Source organism: Tsukamurella pseudospumae, from assembly GCF_001575205.1.
In the GTDB taxonomy this organism is placed as follows: domain Bacteria; phylum Actinomycetota; class Actinomycetes; order Mycobacteriales; family Mycobacteriaceae; genus Tsukamurella; species Tsukamurella pseudospumae.
In genome coordinates this window covers 32,143-51,282 of the sequence record NZ_LSRE01000005.1, presented here as the reverse complement: position 1 = coordinate 51,282, position 19,140 = coordinate 32,143, and the positions used below count along the sequence as shown (strand labels likewise).

18 protein-coding genes are annotated in these 19,140 nt (G+C 71.6%); 4 read left to right on the top strand and 14 right to left on the bottom strand.

Annotation, left to right across the window (positions count from 1 at the left end; all coding sequences use genetic code 11):
• Position 1: 1 nt before the first annotated feature.
• The 9 genes from argF to AXK61_RS25860 all read right to left on the bottom strand — a co-directional run bounded on the left by argF (position 2) and on the right by AXK61_RS25860 (position 8,922).
• Positions 2 to 952: an ornithine carbamoyltransferase gene (gene argF, locus AXK61_RS04580; protein WP_068569992.1), complete on the bottom strand. Its 951-nt coding sequence runs from the start codon at positions 950 to 952 to the stop codon at positions 2 to 4.
• The gene (locus tag AXK61_RS04575) at positions 949 to 2,151 is read right to left on the bottom strand and encodes an acetylornithine transaminase (RefSeq protein ID WP_414929987.1); all 1,203 of its coding nucleotides are present in this window, start codon (positions 2,149 to 2,151) and stop codon (positions 949 to 951) included. The genes argF and AXK61_RS04575 overlap by 4 nt, the downstream gene beginning before the upstream one ends.
• Positions 2,148 to 3,065 carry an acetylglutamate kinase gene (gene argB / locus AXK61_RS04570; RefSeq protein ID WP_068569994.1) on the bottom strand — a complete coding sequence of 306 codons (918 nt, stop codon included), beginning with the start codon at positions 3,063 to 3,065 and terminating at the stop codon, positions 2,148 to 2,150. Before argB ends, AXK61_RS04575 begins: the two co-directional genes overlap by 4 nt.
• Positions 3,062 to 4,270, bottom strand: coding sequence for a bifunctional glutamate N-acetyltransferase/amino-acid acetyltransferase ArgJ (gene argJ / locus AXK61_RS04565; protein ID WP_068569995.1), 1,209 nt, complete (start codon positions 4,268 to 4,270; stop codon positions 3,062 to 3,064). The genes argB and argJ overlap by 4 nt, the downstream gene beginning before the upstream one ends.
• Complete coding sequence (gene argC, locus AXK61_RS04560; RefSeq protein WP_068569996.1) at positions 4,267 to 5,301, bottom strand: N-acetyl-gamma-glutamyl-phosphate reductase; 1,035 nt, start codon at positions 5,299 to 5,301, stop codon at positions 4,267 to 4,269. The genes argJ and argC overlap by 4 nt, the downstream gene beginning before the upstream one ends.
• A 93-nt stretch (positions 5,302 to 5,394) precedes the next feature.
• Entirely contained in the window at positions 5,395 to 6,924 is a 1,530-nt protein-coding gene (locus AXK61_RS04555; protein WP_231855430.1) for an SLC13 family permease, read from the bottom strand.
• 5 nt (positions 6,925 to 6,929) lie between these two features.
• On the bottom strand, positions 6,930 to 7,604 hold the full coding sequence (locus AXK61_RS04550) for a GAP family protein (RefSeq protein WP_068569997.1): 675 nt from the start codon (positions 7,602 to 7,604) through the stop codon (positions 6,930 to 6,932).
• The gene (locus tag AXK61_RS25865; RefSeq protein WP_269451154.1) at positions 7,604 to 8,065 is read right to left on the bottom strand and encodes an amidohydrolase family protein; all 462 of its coding nucleotides are present in this window, start codon (positions 8,063 to 8,065) and stop codon (positions 7,604 to 7,606) included. The genes AXK61_RS04550 and AXK61_RS25865 overlap by 1 nt, the downstream gene beginning before the upstream one ends.
• A gap of 11 nt (positions 8,066 to 8,076) precedes the next feature.
• Complete coding sequence (locus AXK61_RS25860; protein ID WP_269451153.1) at positions 8,077 to 8,922, bottom strand: amidohydrolase family protein; 846 nt, start codon at positions 8,920 to 8,922, stop codon at positions 8,077 to 8,079.
• Positions 8,923 to 9,110: 188 nt separating this feature from the next.
• On the opposite strand from AXK61_RS25860, the gene AXK61_RS04540 reads away from it, so the two are divergent.
• Together AXK61_RS04540 and AXK61_RS04535 are read left to right on the top strand one after the other, a co-directional pair.
• On the top strand, positions 9,111 to 10,646 hold the full coding sequence (locus tag AXK61_RS04540; RefSeq protein WP_068569999.1) for a helix-turn-helix domain-containing protein: 1,536 nt from the start codon (positions 9,111 to 9,113) through the stop codon (positions 10,644 to 10,646).
• Positions 10,647 to 10,758: 112 nt separating this feature from the next.
• The gene (locus AXK61_RS04535) at positions 10,759 to 10,980 is read left to right on the top strand and encodes a hypothetical protein (RefSeq protein WP_068744080.1); all 222 of its coding nucleotides are present in this window, start codon (positions 10,759 to 10,761) and stop codon (positions 10,978 to 10,980) included.
• Positions 10,981 to 11,007: 27 nt separating this feature from the next.
• On the opposite strand, the gene AXK61_RS04530 is transcribed toward AXK61_RS04535, so the two are convergent.
• The 4 genes from AXK61_RS04530 to AXK61_RS04515 form a co-directional block, all read right to left on the bottom strand.
• Positions 11,008 to 11,784, bottom strand: coding sequence for an enoyl-CoA hydratase/isomerase family protein (locus AXK61_RS04530; RefSeq protein ID WP_231855429.1), 777 nt, complete (start codon positions 11,782 to 11,784; stop codon positions 11,008 to 11,010).
• Positions 11,785 to 11,880: 96 nt separating this feature from the next.
• The gene (locus tag AXK61_RS04525) at positions 11,881 to 12,555 is read right to left on the bottom strand and encodes a PIG-L deacetylase family protein (protein ID WP_068570001.1); all 675 of its coding nucleotides are present in this window, start codon (positions 12,553 to 12,555) and stop codon (positions 11,881 to 11,883) included.
• 26 nt (positions 12,556 to 12,581) lie between these two features.
• Positions 12,582 to 13,784, bottom strand: a complete 1,203-nt coding sequence (locus tag AXK61_RS04520; protein WP_231855428.1) for a helix-turn-helix domain-containing protein — start codon at positions 13,782 to 13,784, stop codon at positions 12,582 to 12,584.
• Positions 13,785 to 13,829: 45 nt separating this feature from the next.
• On the bottom strand, positions 13,830 to 14,618 hold the full coding sequence (locus tag AXK61_RS04515; RefSeq protein ID WP_068570003.1) for an acetoin reductase: 789 nt from the start codon (positions 14,616 to 14,618) through the stop codon (positions 13,830 to 13,832).
• Positions 14,619 to 14,782: 164 nt separating this feature from the next.
• Here AXK61_RS04515 and AXK61_RS04510 point away from each other — a divergent pair, with 164 nt between their 5' ends.
• Positions 14,783 to 15,985, top strand: coding sequence for a hypothetical protein (locus tag AXK61_RS04510; protein WP_068744078.1), 1,203 nt, complete (start codon positions 14,783 to 14,785; stop codon positions 15,983 to 15,985).
• On the opposite strand, the gene AXK61_RS04505 is transcribed toward AXK61_RS04510, so the two are convergent.
• Positions 15,927 to 17,129, bottom strand: a complete 1,203-nt coding sequence (locus AXK61_RS04505; protein ID WP_068570004.1) for a helix-turn-helix domain-containing protein — start codon at positions 17,127 to 17,129, stop codon at positions 15,927 to 15,929. The two genes, AXK61_RS04510 and AXK61_RS04505, sit on opposite strands and share 59 nt — an antisense overlap.
• Before the next feature lie 163 nt (positions 17,130 to 17,292).
• Here AXK61_RS04505 and AXK61_RS04500 point away from each other — a divergent pair, with 163 nt between their 5' ends.
• Complete coding sequence (locus AXK61_RS04500) at positions 17,293 to 19,125, top strand: NAD(P)/FAD-dependent oxidoreductase (RefSeq protein ID WP_068570005.1); 1,833 nt, start codon at positions 17,293 to 17,295, stop codon at positions 19,123 to 19,125.
• Positions 19,126 to 19,140 lie beyond the last annotated feature (15 nt).

Below are 19,140 nucleotides of genomic sequence, written 5' to 3'. Positions count from 1 at the left end.
GTCACGAGTGCTCCAGCAGCCAGGCGAGCAGCGCCTTCTGGGCGTGCAGGCGGTTCTCGGCCTCGTCGAAGACGGCGGACTGCGGGCCGTCGATCACCTCGTCGGTGATCTCGTCCCCGCGGTGCGCGGGCAGGCAGTGCAGCACGATCGCGTCGGGGTCCGCGTGCGCGAGCAGTTCGGCGTTGATCTGGTACGGCCGGAAGGGCGCGTTGCGGTCGATGCCGTCGTCCTCCTGCCCCATCGACACCCAGGTGTCGGTGACGACCACGTCGACACCCGCCACCGCGAGGACGGGATCGGAGATGACGCTGACCTCGGCCCCCGTCTCCTTGGCCCGGGCCCGGGCCGCCTCCACGAACCTCTCGTCCGGCTGGAAGCCCGACGGTGCGCTGATGGTCACGTCCATCCCGGCGGTCACGCCGCCGAGCATGTAGCTGTGCGCCATGTTGTTCGCGCCGTCGCCGAGGTAGGTCAGCTTCAGGCCGGCGACCGACGCTCCACTGCCATCGGCCCGCGCCTCCCCTTTTCGCTCGGCGATCGTCTGCAGGTCCGCGAGGATCTGGCACGGGTGGAAGTCGTCGGAGAGGGCGTTGACGACGGGCACCGTCGAGTACTCGGCGAGCTCCTCGAGACCCTCCTGCGCGTAGGTGCGCCAGACGATGGCGTCGACGAACCGGGACAGCACCCGGGCGGTGTCCGGGAGGGACTCGTCGCGGCCCATCTGCGTGGACTTGGTGTCGACGACCACGGCGTGGCCACCGAGCTGCGCGACACCCACGTCGAAGCTGAACCGCGTGCGGGTGGAGTTCTTGTCGAACAGCACCGCCACGCCCTTGGGGCCCTCCAGCGGGCGCCGCGAGAACGGCGCCGCCTTCAGCTCGGCGGCCAGCGCGAGCACCTCGCGCTGCTCGGCGGGGCTGAGATCGTCGTCGCGGAGGAAGTGGCGGATCATGAGTTCTCCTGGGCTGCATCGAGAAGCGCGGGAAGCGCGGTGAGGAAGCGGTCCGTCTGCTCGTCGGTGAGGACCAGCGGCGGGGCGAGCCGGATCACGTCGGGCTGCGCGGCGTTGAGCAGGAAGCCCGCGTCGCGGGCGCCGGTCTCGATCGCCTTCGCGACCGGCTCTGCGAGCGTGATCCCCAGCAGCAGACCGGAACCGCGGACCCCGGTCACCAACGGGTGGCCGAATCCCTCGACGGTGGCGGCGATGTGCTTGCCGAGGGCGTCCGCGCGCTCCGCGAGGCCCTCGGACTCGATCACGTCGAGGACGGCGTTCGCCGCTGCGGCCGCGACCGGATTGCCACCGAAGGTGGTGCCGTGCTGGCCCGGGGTGAGCAGCTCGCCCGCGGCGCCGACGGCCACCGTCGCCCCGATCGGCAGCCCGCCGCCGAGCCCCTTGGCGAGCGTGAAGACGTCCGGGGTCACGCCGGCACGCTGGTACGCGAACAGCGTTCCCGTGCGGGCGATCCCGGTCTGCACCTCGTCGAGCACGAGGAGTGCGCCCGCGTCGGTCGCGGCGGCGCGGGCCTCCGCGAGGTAGCCCTCGGGCGGGACCACGACGCCGTACTCCCCCATGATCGGCTCGAGGAAGACCGCGGCCACCTCGCCGCCCTCCGGGGCGGTCGCGGACCGCAGTGCGGCGGCGTCGCCGTAGGGCACGTGCGTCACCGACGCGATGAGCGGTTCGAAGGGCTCCCGCTTCCCGGGCTGGCCGGTCAGTGCCAGCGAACCCATGGTCCGGCCGTGGAAGGCGCCCTCGGCGGCGATCATCCGCGTCCGGCCGGTGCGCCGGCCGATCTTGATGGCGGCCTCGTTGGCCTCGGCGCCCGAGTTGCTGAAGAACACCCGCGTGCCCGGGACGCCCACCGCCTCGGTGAGCCGCTCGGCGAGGCGGACGACGGGCTCGCTGATGTACAGGTTCGAGACGTGCCCCAGGGTCGAGACCTGCTGCGTCACCGCCTCGATGATCTTCGGATGCGCGTGGCCGAGCGCGTTGACGGCGATGCCGCCGAGCAGGTCGACGTACTCCTTGCCGTCGGCGTCGGTCACCGCTGCGCCACGGCCGGACACCAGCGCGACGGGTGGGGTGCCGTAGGTGTTCATCAGCGCGGCGTTCCACCGCTGCTGCATCGTTTCGTTCGTCATGTGTGTCAGATCCAGGTCTTCTCAGGGTGATTCGGGCCGGCCTTCGGAGCGGTCACCATCGTGCCGATGCCCTTGGTCGTGAACAGTTCGAGAAGCACGGAGTGCGGCACCCGCCCGTCGATGACGTGCGCGGTGGGGACGCCCCCGTGCACGGCTCGCAGACACGCCTCCATCTTCGGCACCATTCCGGAGTCGAGGCTCGGCAGCAGGGCGGTCAGCGCGTCGGTGTCGATCTCCGAGGTCAGCGAGGACCGGTCGGGCCAGTTCGTGTACAGGCCCTCGACATCGGTGAGCACCACCAGCTTCTGCGCGCCCAGCGCCTCTGCCACGGCGGCCGCGGCCGTGTCGGCGTTGATGTTGTGCACCACCCCGTCGGCGTCCGGCGCGATCGTCGAGATCACCGGGATGCGGCCGGCGGCGATGAGGTCGTTCACCGCCTCGGGGTTGACCTCCGTGACATCGCCCACGAGCCCGATGTCGGTCGGGGCACCGTCGACCACGACCTCCCGCCGGGTGGCTGTGAACAGGTGCGCGTCCTCGCCGGACATACCGACGGCGAAGGGACCGTGGGAATTGATGAGCCCGACGAGCTCCCGGCCGACCTGGCCGAAGAGCACCATCCGCACGACGTCCATCACCTCGGGCGTGGTCACCCGGAAGCCGCCCCTGAACTCGCCCTCCATGCCGAGCCGCTTCAACATCGCGTTGATCTGCGGGCCGCCGCCGTGCACGACGACGGGGTGCAGGCCGCAGGTGCGCAGGAACACCATGTCCTGGGCGAACGAGCGCTTGAGGTCGTCGTCGACCATGGCGTTGCCGCCGTACTTGACCACCACGGTCTTGCCGTGGAAGTCGAGCAGCCACGGCAGCGCCTCGGCGAGCACGCCCGCCTTGTCGAGCGGGGTGAGATCTGGTGCGCTCATGAGGAGTACGCCGAGTTCTCTTCGACGTACGCGTGCGAGAGGTCGGTGGTGCGGATCGTCGCGGTGCCGCGTCCGAGACCCAGGTCGACGGTGACGTCGATCTCCGGCCCGGAGAGGTCCACCTCGCGCGCACCCGGTACGCCGCAGCCCTTCTCGGCGATGGGCTGCCCGTTGAACGAGACGGTCAGCCGGTCGTGGATCAGCTCGATCGGGGCGATGCCGATCGCCGCCATCACCCGGCCCCAGTTCGGATCGCTGCCGAACAGCGCGGTCTTGACCAGGCTGTCGCGGGCGATGGCCCGGGCACCGATCAGGGCCTCCTCCTCGGAGACGGCGCCGGTCACGGTGATGAGGATCCGCTTGGTCACCCCCTCGGCGTCGCCCTGCAGCTGCGCGGCGAGATCGTCGCAGACCTCACGCACCGCGGCGTTGAGTTCCTCCTGGGTGCAGGTCTTCTCGCTCGCCCCGCTGCTGAGCAGCAGGACGGTGTCGTTGGTGGAGGTGGCACCGTCCACGTCGAGCCGGTCGAAGGTGTAGCCCGTGGCGTACCGGAGGGCCTCGTCGAGCTGCTCCGGCGTGGCGTGCACGTCGGTGGTGAGCACCACCAGCATCGTGGCGAGCGACGGGGCCATCATGCCCGCTCCCTTGGCCATGCCGCCCACGTTCCAGCCACCGGAGTGGTGCAGCGCCGTCTCCTTGGGGACGGTGTCGGTGGTCATGATCGCGTGCGCCGCGTCGGTGCCGCCCGTGAGGCCGCCGCCCATCTCGTGCACGATCTCGGTGACGCCGGCGAGCACCTTGTCCATGGGCAGCCGGTCGCCGATGAGGCCGGTCGAGCAGACCGCCACCTCACCCGCGCCGGTCTCGGTCCCCCAGTGGCTCAGGACCTCCGCGACCTTCTCCGCCGTGGCGTGCGTGTCCTGGAAACCCCCGGGGCCGGTGCAGGCGTTGGCGCCGCCGGAGTTGAGGATCACGGCCCGCAGGTGGCCGTCCCGGAGCACCTGCTCGCTCCACAGCACGGGCGCGGCGCGGACCTTGTTGCGCGTGAAGACGCCCGCCGCGGCGTAGTGCGGGCCCTCGTTGAAGACCAGCGCGAGATCGGGCTTGCCCGACACCTTGATCCCCGCCGCGATGCCCGCGGCCTTGAAGCCCAACGGCGCTGTGACGCCCTGGTTCCGGACGAGTTTGAAGCTCCCAGCGGTCACGGTGCGACTCCTACGATGCTCAGGCCCGCGGTCTCGGGGAAACCGAGCGCGAGGTTCATGGACTGGACGGCAGCGCCGCCGGTGCCCTTCGTGAGGTTGTCGATCGCAGCGGTGGCGATGAGCCGTCCCGCGCGCTCGTCGACCGCCACCTGCACCTGGACGGCATTGCTGCCGAGCACCGACTTCGTCTGCGGCTGCGCCCCTTCGGGGAGCAGGTGCACGAAGGGCTCGTCGGCGTACGCCTTCGCGTAGACCTCCCGGGCCTGCGCGGCGGTCACCGTCGTCGGCGCGGAGACGGTGGCGAGGATGCCCCGCGCCATCGGCACCAGGACCGGTGTGAACGACACGGTGACGGGCGAATCCGCCACGGCCGAGAGGTTCTGGGTGATCTCGGGGGTGTGCCGATGTGTTGTCACGCCGTACGCCCGCGCCGAACCGATCGCCTCGGAGGCGAGAAGGTCCGTCCGCAGGGACTTCCCGGCGCCCGACGTGCCGCTCACGGCGACGACGGTGACCTCGGGCGCCACGATGCCGGCCGCGACGGCGGGCAGGAAGGCGAGGGTGGACACCGTCGGGTAGCAGCCCGGGACGGCGATGCGCGACGCCCCGGAGAGCACCTCCCGGTTGCCCGGGAGCTCCGGCAGGCCGTAGGGCCAGGTTCCGGCGTGCTTGCTGCCGTAGTAGTGCTCCCACTCGCCCGCGTCCTTGAGGCGGTAGTCGGCGCCGCAGTCGATGATGAGGGTCGACGGGGGCAGCGCCTCCGCGATCTCGGCGGACTTGCCGTGCGGCAGGCCGAGGAAGACGACGTCGTGGCCGCGCAGCGTGTCCGGCGTGGTCTCCTGCAGGATGCGGTCGGCGAGCGGCAGCAGGTGCGGGTGGTGCTCGAAGAGCGTGCTGCCGGCGTTGCCGCCGGCGGTGAGCGCACCGATCGTGAGCTCACCGGAGGTGTACTGCGGGTGGCTGCACAGCAGCCGGAGGATCTCTCCCCCGGCGTAGCCGCTGGCACCCGCGATCGCCACGGAAACAGTCATGCGATGATTATGCACCATCATGCAAGCCTATTCATAGAACCGTGCGTATCCGCCACGCCGTGCCGAGGAGGAACGCGCGTCAGAACGGCCAGATCAGCGGAACGAGCCCGATCGCGACGGCGGCGAACAGCACCAGGCACGCAGCCCCAGCCGCCAGAAATCGCCGAACCGGTAGGCACCCGGGTCCTGGACCATGAGGTTACCCGTGGTGGCCACCGGCGTGAGGAAGGCCGCCGCGCCCGCCACCGTGATCGCCATCAGCATCGGCAGCGGCGAGACGTGCGCGGTCTCGGCCACCGAGACCGCGATCGGAGCGACGATCAGCACCGTGGCGAGGTTGCTGATGAACTGCCCCATCGCGAGCACGGTGACCACGATCCCCGCCAGCAGGAGCACCGGTGAGCCGCCGCCGAGCCGTTCCACCAGGGCCCGGGACACGGCGTCGGCGATACCGCTCGACTGGATCGCGGTCGACATCGGCAGCATGCCCGCCACCACCAGCAGCGTCGGCACCGAGATGGACCGCTCCGCCTGCGCCATCGTGATCACCCGCAGCGCGACGAGCGCCGCCGCCGCGACGAGCACCACGATCGCGGGCGGCTGCAGGTCGAGCGCCAGCGCCGCGCACATCAGCGCGAGCACCGCTCCCGCGGCGACGGCACGCGGTCCGGGACGGGCGGGCTGCCGACGCACGCGGTCCGGATCGTCGACGGGGAGCACGCCGGCGCCGGCCCGCCGCTCCAGGGCGTCCCAGGTACCGCGCAGCAGGATGACATCGCCGACCCGCAGGTCCGCGTGCTCGACGGGGCGGTCGGCCCGCCGGACCGCCACGACGATCAGGTCCCCGTCGTCGGTGAGCATGCCCGGGTACACGTGGTCACCGAGGAACGGCGATCGCGGCGGGATCACGAACTCGGTGACCCCGTCGGCGGCGCCCAGCGCCGTCGCCGACTCCTCGATCGCGTACTCCCGTGCCAGCGTCGCGGCGTGCGCGCTGAAGTCGCGCGGAGCACCGTCGGCCGTGCGCTCCGGGAGGACGCGCGGCCCCAGCACCACGGCGAGCGCGACGACGCCGACCACGAGCGGCACGCCGACCAGCGCGAACTCGAGGAACCCGAACGGACGCGCGCCCGCGTCGACGGCGAGCTCGGAGACCAGGACGTTGATCGGCGTGCCCAGCATGGTCAGCATGGACCCCGCGTGCGCGGCGAAGGCGAGCGGGAGCAGGACCTGCGACGGCGCGATCCGCGCCCGCGTCGCCATGATCACCGCGACCGGCACGAGCGCCGCAATGGCGCCGTTCACGCTGATCAAGGCGGTGAGCGCAGCCGAGAGCAGCATGAGAGCCACCACGATCGCGGTGCGGCCACTACCGACCCGCGCCGCGATCAGCTGCCCGATCCACGCGGTCAGGCCGGTGGCGTCGAGCGCCTCGCTGACCACGAACAACCCGGCGAGGTAGATGACGATCGGATCACCGAAGCCCGCGATCGCCTGCGCGAACGTGACCGTGCCCGTGAGGAACAGCGCCAGCGCGACGCCGAGCGCGGTGATCGCGGCCGGTACGGCGTTCCACACGAAGGACACGACCGCGACCAGCAGGATCGTGGCCGTGATCGCCATCGGACTCATCCGAGGACGCCGAGACCCTGGCCGAGGAAGTAGGAGCCCAGCAGCACCAGGACCGTGACCGTGATGGCGCTGAGGTTCGCCTCGAGCCAGTCCCGCGTGCGGGCCAGCGGCTCCGCGAGGCGCGACCCGCCCACGACCGCGACGGTCAGCGGCGCGACGATGCCCGCGCTCGCGACCACGGCGAACACGGCGATCGCACCGATCGCGGCGCCGCCGTGCAGGCCCGCGACGCCGAACCGGACGCCCGCACCGACCGCGAGCGGGATGTTCTTGATCACCACGAATCCCTGCGCCAGGCCCAGGCCGAGGGCGCCGAGCACCCCGATCCCGTCGAGCCGGGCGAGCGTCGCGTTCCGCGGCACGGGCTCCCCCGGCGCGGGGCGCTTGCGCCACGCGAGGACCGCGAGGCCGAGGAACAGCGCGGCGAAAGCGAGCTGGACGAGGTCGACGCCCGTCTCGGTGGCGTCGTGATCGGCCTCGTCCGCGGCCTCGACGACGAGGAACGCGACGGTCGCGATGACGAGGATCGCGACGAACCACCCCAGGCCGAAGGCGGCCGTCTTGACGACCCCGCCGCGTCCCAGCAGCAGGACCACCGCCGTGACCACGGCGAACGGGCTCAGCGCGAGCCCTGTGGCGAGCGGGAGCGAGTCACCCAGTGCGGTCCACATCAGAACTCGTCGAGCAGTGCGTCGATCTCGGGGAAGGTCGTCACCGACGGCGCGTCGATCAGCTCGCCGCGCACCACGACGGCGACGGGGCTCGCGAGGGTCCGGACGTCGTCGAGGGGGTTCGCGGCGGTGACGAGCAGGTCCGCGGACTTGCCGGGCTCGATCGAGCCGGTCTCGCCGTCGATGCCGAGGATGCGGGCGTTGGCCCCCGTCGCCGCGTGCAGCGCTCGCGCGGCCGGGACGCCGCCGTACCGGATCACGAAGTCGATCTCGCGCCAGGTGTTGTAGTGGGTCACGAAGGTCAGCGCCGAGTCGGTCCCCATGCCCAGCTCGATGTCGTGTTCCAGCGCGACGCGGATTCCGGCGAGCATCTCGTCGAGCACCATCACGGCGTTCGCCCGGCTGACCTCGTTGGCGCCCGTCACCGACGGCTCGAGCTTGACCAGGGGCAGGCACGCCATGAGCGTCGGGATCAGGACGAGTGTCCGCGCAGCGAGTTCGGGTTGTCCTTGAACAACGCGATCACCTCCTCGCTCATCGCCGCGCCGTGCTCGATCGTGTCGACACCCGCGCGCAGCGCCGCCAGGATGCCGTCCTCGCTCTGCGCGTGCGCGGCGACGAGGATTCCCGCCGCGTGCGCCTCCTCGCAGACGATGCGCATGTTCGTCTCGGACATCTCGGGCGTTCCGGCGTGGCCGATCGCCTTGGCGTCGGTCACGCCGCCCGTCGCCGAGATCTTCATCGCCCGGACCCCGTTGTCCAGGTTCTGGCGCGTGTTGCGGCGCGTGGCGTCGGCATCGGCGCAGATCAGAGCTATCTGTGGGGCGCCGTGCCCCTCCGGAATCGCCAGCAGCGGCCCCGACGGGATCAGCCGCGGCCCGAGGTAGTCACCGCGCTCGATCGCCGCGGCGGCGCGCACCACCTCGTAGCCGGGCTCGCCGAGGCTGCGGATCGTGGTGACGCCGGTGTTCATCTGGGTCAGGATGGCGCGCTTGGTGCGCCCGTCGAGCCAGCGGTGCCCGAAGGGGCTGTGCGCGAACAGGGCGACGAGCTTCTCGGCGCGCTCGCTGGTGAGGATCTTCGGGATCGGCCGACCGTCCGAGAACAGGTGCGCGTGGGCGTTGATCAGCCCCGGCATGACGAATCGGCCGCGCGCGTCGACGACGCGGGCACCGTCGGGCACGGACGTCTCGACGGCGGGCCCGACGGTGGCGATCCGTCCGTCGACGCCGACGATGACTGTGCGATCGTGAAGGACCGTCCCGTCGCGGTCACCCGTGATCAAAGTTGCGTTCGTGAAGGCGAGCGGCTGGCTCATGGCGAGGAATCCTCCTGTGGTCGAACAGAAGTATGACGCCGCCGGGCATCACGCGCGCAGCCCTTCACCGGTGACATCACCCGCGGTTTCACCCTCCGGTCGATGTCGGGTCGACCGTCCGGCGGGGCCGCGGACTTGCGTTATCGTGAACTCCGATGCCGCCGCGCGCGGCGACGACGAGGGGGGCGATGAAGGCCGAGCAGGACAGCGGCGGACCGTCGGAACTCCTCGCGGAGGCCGTGCGCTCGGGCGACCCGGATCGCATCGCGGCGGTCGCCACCCGACACATCTGGCCGCTCTTCAACACCGCCTACCCCGCGCTGCTCGCCGCGATCACGCCGCTGCCCGGCGGGACGGTCGGCCGGCACCCCGTCCTGCAACTGGTCCACCCGCTCGCGCCGGTGTTCGCGAGGTCGACGAGGCCCTTCACGGTGCACTCCCTCAACCGGTACCGGCGCGTGGGGTACGAGGAGTCGCTCATCCTCACGATGCAGATGATCGGGAGCCGGATGAGCGGCGATATCGGTGCCGCGCTCGGCTACGCGCAGCAGCTGGTCGCCCGCCTGCGCACCGAGGGTCCCTTCGACGTTCCCGCCGCCGACGATCCTTCGTGGTTCTTCCGCCACCAGATCGGCACGACCCACCTCATGGCCGGCCAGACGGTGGCGGCCCTGCGCGAGTTCGGCACGGCGCGCCAGATCGGCGAGGTCATCGGCTCCGCCGACGCCGTCCGGTCGGCCGCCGGCCGGGCAGCTCTCACCCATGCGGTCCGGGGCGCCGTCGACGATGCGCAACGCGCCCTGGACACCGCCACGGCCCTCCCGCTACCCGGCCCCGCCTATGCGGACGCCGCGCTGGGAACGGAGCGGACCGCGGCCGCCCTCATCGACATCGCTCGCATGCGGCCGGAGCGGGACCGCTCCGTCGCACTGCTGGAAGCGCTCGACACCGCGGACGTGGTGTGGCCGTTCGTGATGTACGCAAGGGCGTCCCACGCGCTCGCGGACGGACGCGCGGGCGACGCCCTCGACGCGATCGCGATGAGCACCGTGAGCCACGACGTCCGGGCGGGCACGTTCGCGTCCGACGCGGCGACCGCTCTCCGGATCACGGCGCACCTCGCGCTCGGCGAGGTGAACGCCGCCCGGCGCGCGCTCGAGGCTGCGACGGTACACGGCACGCTCACCAGGACGGCGGAGATCCGCTTGGCCCTGCACGAAGCCGACCCGGTCCGGGCCCACGCCCGCCAGGCCGCGCTGACCGCCGCCGAGCTCAGCCCCGCCCAGTGGGCCGAGGTCACCCTGCTGGCGGCGTGGCGGGAGAGCCTCGCGGGAGACGTGTCCGACGAGCTGGCGCACCGCACGGCCGACCTCGCCGCGAACCCCGGCAACCGACGCGCGTTCACCGGCGTGCCGGTCACCGTCGTGGACGCCGTCCGCGACCGGCTCCCGGAGTCCGCGCGGTCGGCCTTCACGGCTCGGCTCGACGGCCTGCCGCTCGGCGCACCGTCGACGCCGCGGCCGCGACTGACCCCGCGCGAGTACCAGGTCCTCCGCGCGCTGATCGACCACGACAACCGCGCCGACATGGCCGCGGCGCTCGGGGTGTCGACCAACACGGTGAAGACCCAGCTGCGATCGCTCTACCGGAAGTTGGGCGCCACGTCGAAGGACGAGGCCCTCATGTCCGCGGCCCGGCTGGCGCTCCTGCCGCGCGGCCGCTGACGCATCGTCGCTTTCCTTGGAACTCCCACAGGATCCCGCCAGCCCGGGAACAGGCATCGTCGGCATCCTCGGTAGCAGTAACGAACCGCATCGCCGACCCGAAAGACCTCACATGCGCAACGATCACCGGAACGACCCCACGGCCCTGACGCAGCCGCTGTCCCTGCCGCGCCGCCAGGGCGGCGTGCGCGGCACCGTCAACCGCGTCCTCGACGGCTTCGCGCCGCGCGTGGAGAACCGCACCATGCTCGTGAAGATGGGGCGCGGCCGCCCCAGCCTGGTGGGAGACCACCGGCGCGGCAACCACATCACGCAGGCCTTCCACCTCGGCTGAGCCGCGCCCGCCGGGAGCGGGGACGGCTCAGGCGAATCGGGCGAGCCGCGAGGCCGCGGCCTCGGTGCCGCCCATCCGCGCGATGGTCCGCCGCTCGTCGTCGAGCTGGTCCGCGTAGCCCCGGGCGTACGACGCCCGCACCAGCCGCCGCGCCTCACCGAGCCCGGGGTGCGGGCCCGCGAGCATCCGCTCCACCTCCGCGGTCACGGCGGACTCCAGTCCGTCCGCCGGCACCGCCAGGTCGATCAGACCCCAGTCCGCCGCGGTCGCGGCGTCGATCCGGTCGCCGTGCAGGAGCATCCGCATCGCCCGCCGGAAGCCCACGGCCTTCGGCAGCAGCGCCGAGACCCCGCAGTCCGGGCTGAGTCCGACACCGGTGTACGCGGTCGAGAAGTGCGCCGAGTCGGCCGCGATCGCGATGTCGGCAGCGAGTACCAGCCCCAGTCCACCGCCCGCGACCGGTCCCTGGATCGCCGCCACCACGGGCACCGCGAGCCCGTCCAGCACCGCGAGCGACCGATGGATCGTGTCCGCCAGGTGATCGAGCATCGCGGGGCGGTCGTCGGCCGCCACCATCGCCTTGACATCGCCGCCCGCGCAGAAGAACCGCCCCTCGGCGCGCAGCACGACGACCCGCACGTCCGGATCCGCGGCGATCCGCGCGGTCACCGTCACCAGCGCATCGGCGAGGGGCTGGTCCAGCGCGTTCGCGGCGTCCGGTCGCCGCAGCACGATCGTCGCCACCCCGCGCTCGTCGCGCTCGAAGCCCAGGCCCGAGCCGTCACCCACTGCATCGTCGTTCACGCAGAACCTCTTCCACTTCTCGAGCCGGATCACGGACGAGCCTTGCACAGCGCCGGGGCGCACCGGCCACCGCCCGCTGGAGCACGCCCCGCGCACTCAGCCCAGCGGCCGGAAGCCCACCGCGTGCCGGAAACCGCCGCGCGGCTCGGTGGCAGAGGCGACCTGCGCCCGGGCCTGCTCGATGACGGGCGTCGTCGGGTCGAGAACGGACAGGTACTGACGGTGCTCGGCGAGCGACTCCACCGCGCGCTCGACGAAGCCGGACACGTCGACGATCAGCGTGGGCTCCGGTGCGGTCTGGAACGCCCGGACGTCCTTGTCCGCCACCGCTTCCGCCACTGCACGGGTGAACTCCATGTGGTCGGACTGGTTCGGCACGCCGTTGCCCCAGGTGGGGCCGCCCCACAGCGTGATCACGATGTCGGGTGAGTACCGGGTGAGGGACTTCGCGATCGAATCCCGCAGCTCCGAGGTGTTGCGCACCTCCGAATCGGGGTAGCCCCAGAACCGCACCTCGTCGACTCCGACGACCGCGGCGGACCGTCGTTGCTCCTCCTCGCGCACCGGGCCCGCGGTGCCGGGGGACATCCCCTCGATCCCCTCCTCGCCGGACGTGGCGAGGCCGTAGATCACCGTCTTGCCCTGCGAGGTCCACCTCGCGACCGCCGCCGCCATCCCGTACTCCGGGTCGTCGGGGTGCGCCACCAGCACCAGGGCGGTGGACCAGTCCTCGGGGAAGACTTCCGGCTCGGGCGAGGTCGCGTCTGCCATGGCCCCACGGTAGCGGGGGCGTGCGGTCAGCGCAGCAACTCGACGGACACCCCGTCGGCGAAGCGGTACGGCCTCGCGACGATGAGTCCCGCCACGCTCCGGCGCAGGCGCGAGATCTCCGCCCGGACCGTCACGACGCGGCCGGGATCGCCGAAGAGGGCCTCGGAGATCTGCGCGGCCGAGCGCCCCTCGCCCGCACGCGCGATCAGCGCCAGGATCTGGGCGTGCCGAGGCGGGAGAAGGCGGCGCCACGTCCCGGTGGAACCGGTGACCACGACCTCGGGGTCCCTCCCCGGGCGCACGTCGATGACGACGCGGACCCCGGCACTCGACACGACGCGCTCCCCGCCCGGCTGGATCAGCCAACCACCGGGGAACCGGTCGACGACACATTCCCCCAGCTCGGGGAGCCACACCGAGGGACCCGTGATCGGTTGGGGCAAGGTGATCCGTGATCGGGGCGCGAGGTCGCCGACCGCCACGACCCAGCCCTCGGCGTCGACCGCGAGACGCGGACCCGACATCGCGGCGATCATCGGCGCCGCCACCGTCCGCAGCCTGTCGAGCTTGAGGAGGTGGTCCGCACGCAGACGGGACTCCGCGAGCCCGGCGACGGCGGCGACCAGCGCGAGGGTCGTCGGGTGCACCGTCGCCGCGGGTCCCGACACGTCCACCACCCCGAGGATGTGCCCGGTGCGCGGGTCGCGGATCGGCGCGCCCGTGCAGGTCCATCCGTGGTGGCTCCGTGCGTAGTGCTCCGCGGAGAAGATCTGGACGGGTCCGCGCGCGGCGAGCGCGGTGCCGATCGCATTCGTGCCGACCTCCTTCTCACCCCACTGCGCCCCCTGGACGAACCCGAGACGGTCGGCATGGGAGAGCACTCGCGACGAACCGCTGCGCCAGAGCACCGTGCCGTCCCGATCGGCGATCACGAGGATGTTGTCGCCGTCGGCCGTCAGTGACGAGAGCCCCGCGGCCAGGTCGTCGACGACGGCGCGGAGGCCCGAAGCCTCGCGTCGCCGCTCGACGGCGAGAGTGTCGAGCACGCTCCTCGGGCCGTCCGCGTCGGGCACGACGCCCGCAGCACGGACCCGCAGCCACGATTCGCCGACCACGTCCCGCGGACGTGCCGGCGGCCGCGATCCCGACATCGTGGCGTCGTAGACCGCGGCGAGGAGCCGGGCGTACTGCCGCGGATCCTCGCCGAAGGCCATTGCGGGCTCAGACACGACGACGTGTCCGGGGTGCACGCCCGCGCGTCAGCGTCGTCGATGTCACCGGAACACGAGCCCGCCATCGATGAGGCCCGCCTGGCCCGTCATGTAGTCGGAATCGGGGCCGGCCAGGTAGGAGACGAACGCCGCGACGTCGTCCGGGGTCTGCGCCCGGCCGAGCGCGATGCCGCCGACGAACTTGTCGTAGGTCTCGCCGACCGCGGCGCCGGTCAGTTCCGCGAACCTGCGGTCGATCTCGACCCACATGTCGGTGCCGACCACGCCCGGACAGTACGCGTTGACGGTGATGCCCTCGCTCGCCAGTTCTCGGGCCGCCGCCTGCGTGAGCGCGCGGACGGCGAACTTGGTCGCGCTGTACGGGCCCAGCATGGCGAAACCGTCGTGTCCGGCGATCGACGAGGCGTTGATGATCTTCCGTACCCGCCCCTCGGTCCGATCCTGCGCGCGGAACGCCGCGGTCGCCGCCTGGATGCCCCAGAGGACGCCGTTGACGTTGACCGACCACAGCCGCGCGACCTCGGCCTCCGTGGCCTCGGCGATGGTGCCCACGAGCGCGATTCCGGCGTTGTTCACCACCACGTCGAGGCCGCCGAGCTCTGCCGCCGCGGCATCGACGGCGGCGAAGACGGCAGCACGGTCCGTGACATCGGCGGTGACGGTGACGGCGCGGCGGCCCGCGTCCCGGATCTCGCTCGCCACGGCGTCGATCCCGTCGGCGGTCAGGTCCACGAGGGCCAGATCGAATCCGTCCGCGGCCAACCGCCGGGCGATCCCCGCGCCGATCCCCCTGCCGGCCCCCGTCACCAGCGCCACACGCACGTCGTTCATCCCACGCTCCTTCGATACCCGTTTTCGGCGGAGTCCCGCCACACCCCGGTATATGTGACTCAGGTCACGTCGACCAAGGTTGCCGACGGTTGCATCCGCCCGGGAACGACACCAACCGGACGCAACCTCTCGCCCCAGCCGCGTGACGGAGTGACCTGAAGCGCATGACGACAACCGACCCCACACCACGCACTCCACGCCGATCCGACCCGGCCGGGCCACCCCGCACAGCACTGTTCGGCGTCGCGAACCTCGTGGTGGTGACGTGCCTCGCACTCGCCTCCTGGTACCTGTTGGCCGATCCGACCACGAGTCCGTGGCACTTCTACCCACTCCCGTTCAACGCGGCACTGTTCTGGGGGATCCTGTTCATCGTTTTCGCGGGATTCGTCTGCGAGTTCACGGGATTCGACCGACTGCGCCGGCCTGCGCGCGGACTGGCGCTGCTGGCCGCAACCTTCCTCTTCGGCATCGCCGTGACGGCGGTGCTGGCGCTGGGCCTCGGCGCGCGGAACGCCGACTTCGCCGCGGACCGGCCCGGCGGACTCGGATACTTCGCCGGAGCCCTGTTCGTGCTCTTCGGCTTCGGGACGTGGGTCATGTCGGTGCTGAACTGGCGGCACTGGCCGTGGCCGCAGCTGGGACTGCGGCAACCGCTGGCCGGCCTGTGCGAGATCGTGGTGATCGCGATACCGACTCTCGCGCTCTACCTCGTGATCGGCCTGCCCGCCTTCTCGACCACGGCGCACGACCCGCTGATGTCCGGTGACACGGTGCTCGGTTGGTTCTATTCGATCGTGGTCATCGTGATCCTCACCGGACAGTGTCTGGACAACCAGCCGTGGCAGTTCCTGGGCGGCGACCGACCGGGCCGGGTCGCCGCGATCTCCACCGTCGGGAACGTGCTCGCGGGCACGGCCCTCTACTACGCCTTCCTCCCGCTGACGAAACTCCTCATCGGCTCCGCCGCGACGGCCGAACTCGGGCCGGCGATCCACCAGTTCCCGGCGCAGCTCGGTGTCTGTTGGGCGTTCTGGATGATCTTCTGGGCGAACGCGTTCGCGAATCTGCCCACATCACTGGGCACGGTGGCGAATCACGCCGCGCGCACGGCGATCACGTTCGCCCTCGCCGTCGCGACCTTCCTGCTCTACTACCGATTCGCCGCCCAGAACGTCCTGCACGAACCCGCCGCAGCGACCGGGATCCACGGCAACGCGCTGGGCTTCCTCGACTGGATGGTGCTGTGGACGCTGCTCTACGTGGTCGGCTTCGAATCGATCGGACTGCGGAGGTGGTCGACGGAGGTCAGCGCAGCACCTCGACCGACACCCCGTCGGCGAAGCGGTAGGGCTGCGCGGCGATGAGTCCGGACAGCACGCGACGCAGCCGCGAGATCTCCGCGCGCACCGTCACCACCCGCGAGCCGTCGCCGAAGAGCGAGGACGCGAGCTGCGCCGCGGTGTGCCCCGCGCCGTCGGCCAGGAGTTCGAGGATCTGCGCGTGCCGGGGCGTGAGCTGGTGCCGCCACTGCCCACCGGAGCCCACGACGCTGACCTCCGGCGACCGATCGGCGCGCAGGTCGACGGTGACCCGGGTGCGCTCCGGGCCGGCCGCCCTGTCGACGGGCCGCAGCAGCCACCCGCCGGGGAGCGGCTCGACGGCGCACTCCCCCAGCTCCGGCAGCCACAGGTGCGAGCCGTCCATCACGTCGGGCAGGGTGACCCGCGCCCGCGGCGAGAGCTGCCCGACGGCGGCGACCCAGCCGTGCGGATCCACGACGAGGCCAGGCCCGGGCATCCCGGCGAGCAGCGGGGCCGCGACGGTGCGCAGCTGATCCAGCCCCGCGAGATGGGATTCGTGCAGGCGGGACTCGGCCAGCCGCGCGACGGTGGCCACCAGGGCCAGGGTGGTCGGGTGCACCGTGGACGCCGGGCCGCTCACGTCGACGACGCCGAGCAGCTTGCCGGTGCGCCGGTCGCGGATCGGCGCCGCTGAGCAGGTCCACGGGTGCTGGCTGCGGGCGAAGTGCTCCGCGGAGAAGGTCTGGACGGCGCTGCGCGCCGCGAGGGCGGTGCCGATCGCGTTCGTCCCGACGTCGCTCTCGGACCACGCCGCGCCCTCGATGAAACCGAGGTTGTCGGCCTGGCGCAGTACGCGCGACGGTCCGCCGCGCCACAGGATGGTGCCCTCGGCGTCGGCCACCACGAGGATGCTCGAGCCGGCCTCGGTGAGCGGGGCGAGCCCGCTGGTGAATTCCTCGATCATTCCGGCGAGGCCGGACTCGCGGCGCAATCGGGCCAGGTCGGCGGCGTGGATCGCCGGTCCGGCGTCGTCGTCGGGCCGCAGGCCCGCGGCCCGCACCCGATCCCACGAGTCACCGATCACCTCGCGCGGGCGGGCGGGCGGACGCTCGCCCGACATCGTCGCGTCGTAGACCTGGGCGAGCAGCCGCGCATAGCTGCGCGGATCGTCGCCGAGAGCCACCGCGGGCTCGACCGTCTGTCCCACCCCTCGATTGTGCCTCAACTCACACTTCGCGACGGCCACGCCCCCACATTCGTCGCCCGCGTCGTCACATCTGCAACGGCACGCAACCCTTGCCGCACCCCTTGCGCCGGGCGTGTGATTCACACCACAGCACGACCTCCAGTCCCGACTCGAAGGAGCAGACATGACCGCTATCGCGGATGCCGAACAGACCACCGCCGCCGATCCCCAGCAGCGGATCGACGCCTGGCTGCAGCGGTTCGAGGCCGCGCTCACGGCGCGCGACGTCGACGCCGTCACCGAGCTGTTCGAGCCCGGCGCCTTCTGGCGCGACCTGGTGTCCTTCACCTGGAACCTGAACACCAGTGAGGGACGCGACCAGATCCGCGCGATGCTCTCCGCACGGCTCGACGACGCGGCGCCCAGCGGCTTCGTCGCCACGGACCCGGCGTCCGGCGACGAGGTCGCGGAGGCCTTCATCGGCTTCGAGACCGGCGTCGGCCGGGGCAAGGGCCACCTGCGGATCCGGGAGGGCGAGGACGGCGTCGACCGCGCCTGGACGCTGCTCACCACCCTGCGCGAGCTCAAGGGCCACGAGGAGTCCTTCGGCGTGCGCCGCCCGATGGGCGCCGTCCACGGTGCCCATGTGGAGGCACCCACCTGGGCCGAGCGCCGCGAGCGCGAGGATGCCGAGCTGGGCCGCACCGTCCAGCCCGACACCCTCGTCATCGGCGGCGGCCAGGGCGGCATCGCCCTCGGCGCCCGCCTGCGCCAGCTCGGCGTGCCCGCGCTCGTGGTCGACAAGTACGACCGCCCCGGCGATCAGTGGCGCGGCCGCTACAAGTCGCTCTGCCTGCACGACCCGGTCTGGTACGACCACCTCCCCTACCTGCCCTTCCCGGCCAACTGGCCCGTCTTCGCGCCCAAGGACAAGATCGGCGACTGGCTCGAGATGTACACGCGCGTCATGGAGGTGCCGTACTGGTCGCGCACCGAGGCGCTGTCCGCGTCGTACGACGAGGCGAAGGGCGAGTGGACCGTCGAGGTGAACAAGGACGGCGAGAAGCTGACCCTGCACCCGAAGCAGCTCGTGCTCGCGACCGGCATGTCGGGCAAGCCGAACATCCCCGACTTCCCGGGTATGGACGTCTTCCAGGGCGAGCAGCACCACTCGAGCAAGCACCCGGGTCCCGATGCCTACGCGGGCAAGAAGGTCGTGATCATCGGCGCGAACAACTCCGCGCTCGACATCAGCAAGGCCCTCATCGAGGCCGGCGCCGAGGTCACCATGGTGCAGCGCAGCTCGACGCACATCATCAAGTCCGAGTCGCTCATGGAGCACGGCCTGGGCGACCTGTACAGCGAGCGCGCGGTCGCGAACGGCGTGACCACCGACAAGGCCGACATGATCTTCGCCTCGCTGCCCTACAAGATCATGAACGAGTTCCAGAAGCCGATCTACGACAAGGTCCGGGAGATCGACGCCGACTTCTACAAGGGCCTCGAGGCCGCCGGCTACGAGCTGGACTTCGGCGACGACGACTCGGGCCTGTTCATGAAGTACCTGCGCCGCGGCTCGGGCTACTACATCGACGTCGGCGCGGCCGGGCTCATCATCGACGGCTCGATCAAGCTGGCCAAGGGGCAGGTCGACCGCCTGACCGAGAACAGCGTCGTGCTCAAGGACGGCACCGAGCTCCCCGCCGACCTCGTCGTCTACGCCACGGGCTACGGCTCGATGAACGGCTGGGCCGCCGACCTCATGGGCCAGGACACGGCCGACAAGCTGGGCAAGTGCTGGGGACTCGGTTCCGCCACCACCAAGGACCCGGGCCCGTGGGAGGGCGAGCAGCGCAACATGTGGAAGCCCACCCAGGTGCCCGGCCTCTGGATGATGGGCGGCAACCTGCATCAGTCGCGGCACTACTCGCTGTACCTGGCCCTGCAGCTCAAGGCCCGCTACGAGGGCATCGACACCCCCGTGTACCAGCTGGCCGAGGTCCATCACACCAGCTAGTCACCTCAGATACTC

Excerpts from the sequence above, each read along its gene's own strand:
- argF (WP_068569992.1), bottom strand. The coding sequence starts at position 952 with ATGATCCGCCACTTCCTCCGCGACGACGATCTCAGCCCCGCCGAGCAG.
- argB (WP_068569994.1), bottom strand. The coding sequence starts at position 3,065 with ATGAGCGCACCAGATCTCACCCCGCTCGACAAGGCGGGCGTGCTCGCC.
- argC (WP_068569996.1), bottom strand. The coding sequence starts at position 5,301 with ATGACTGTTTCCGTGGCGATCGCGGGTGCCAGCGGCTACGCCGGGGGA.
- AXK61_RS04555 (WP_231855430.1), bottom strand. The coding sequence starts at position 6,924 with ATGGCGATCACGGCCACGATCCTGCTGGTCGCGGTCGTGTCCTTCGTG.
- AXK61_RS04550 (WP_068569997.1), bottom strand. The coding sequence starts at position 7,604 with ATGTGGACCGCACTGGGTGACTCGCTCCCGCTCGCCACAGGGCTCGCG.
- AXK61_RS25865 (WP_269451154.1), bottom strand. The coding sequence starts at position 8,065 with ATGGCGTGCCTGCCCCTGGTCAAGCTCGAGCCGTCGGTGACGGGCGCC.
- AXK61_RS25860 (WP_269451153.1), bottom strand. The coding sequence starts at position 8,922 with ATGAGCCAGCCGCTCGCCTTCACGAACGCAACTTTGATCACGGGTGAC.
- AXK61_RS04540 (WP_068569999.1), top strand. The coding sequence starts at position 9,111 with ATGAAGGCCGAGCAGGACAGCGGCGGACCGTCGGAACTCCTCGCGGAG.
- AXK61_RS04535 (WP_068744080.1), top strand. The coding sequence starts at position 10,759 with ATGCGCAACGATCACCGGAACGACCCCACGGCCCTGACGCAGCCGCTG.
- AXK61_RS04525 (WP_068570001.1), bottom strand. The coding sequence starts at position 12,555 with ATGGCAGACGCGACCTCGCCCGAGCCGGAAGTCTTCCCCGAGGACTGG.
- AXK61_RS04515 (WP_068570003.1), bottom strand. The coding sequence starts at position 14,618 with ATGAACGACGTGCGTGTGGCGCTGGTGACGGGGGCCGGCAGGGGGATC.
- AXK61_RS04510 (WP_068744078.1), top strand. The coding sequence starts at position 14,783 with ATGACGACAACCGACCCCACACCACGCACTCCACGCCGATCCGACCCG.
- AXK61_RS04500 (WP_068570005.1), top strand. The coding sequence starts at position 17,293 with ATGACCGCTATCGCGGATGCCGAACAGACCACCGCCGCCGATCCCCAG.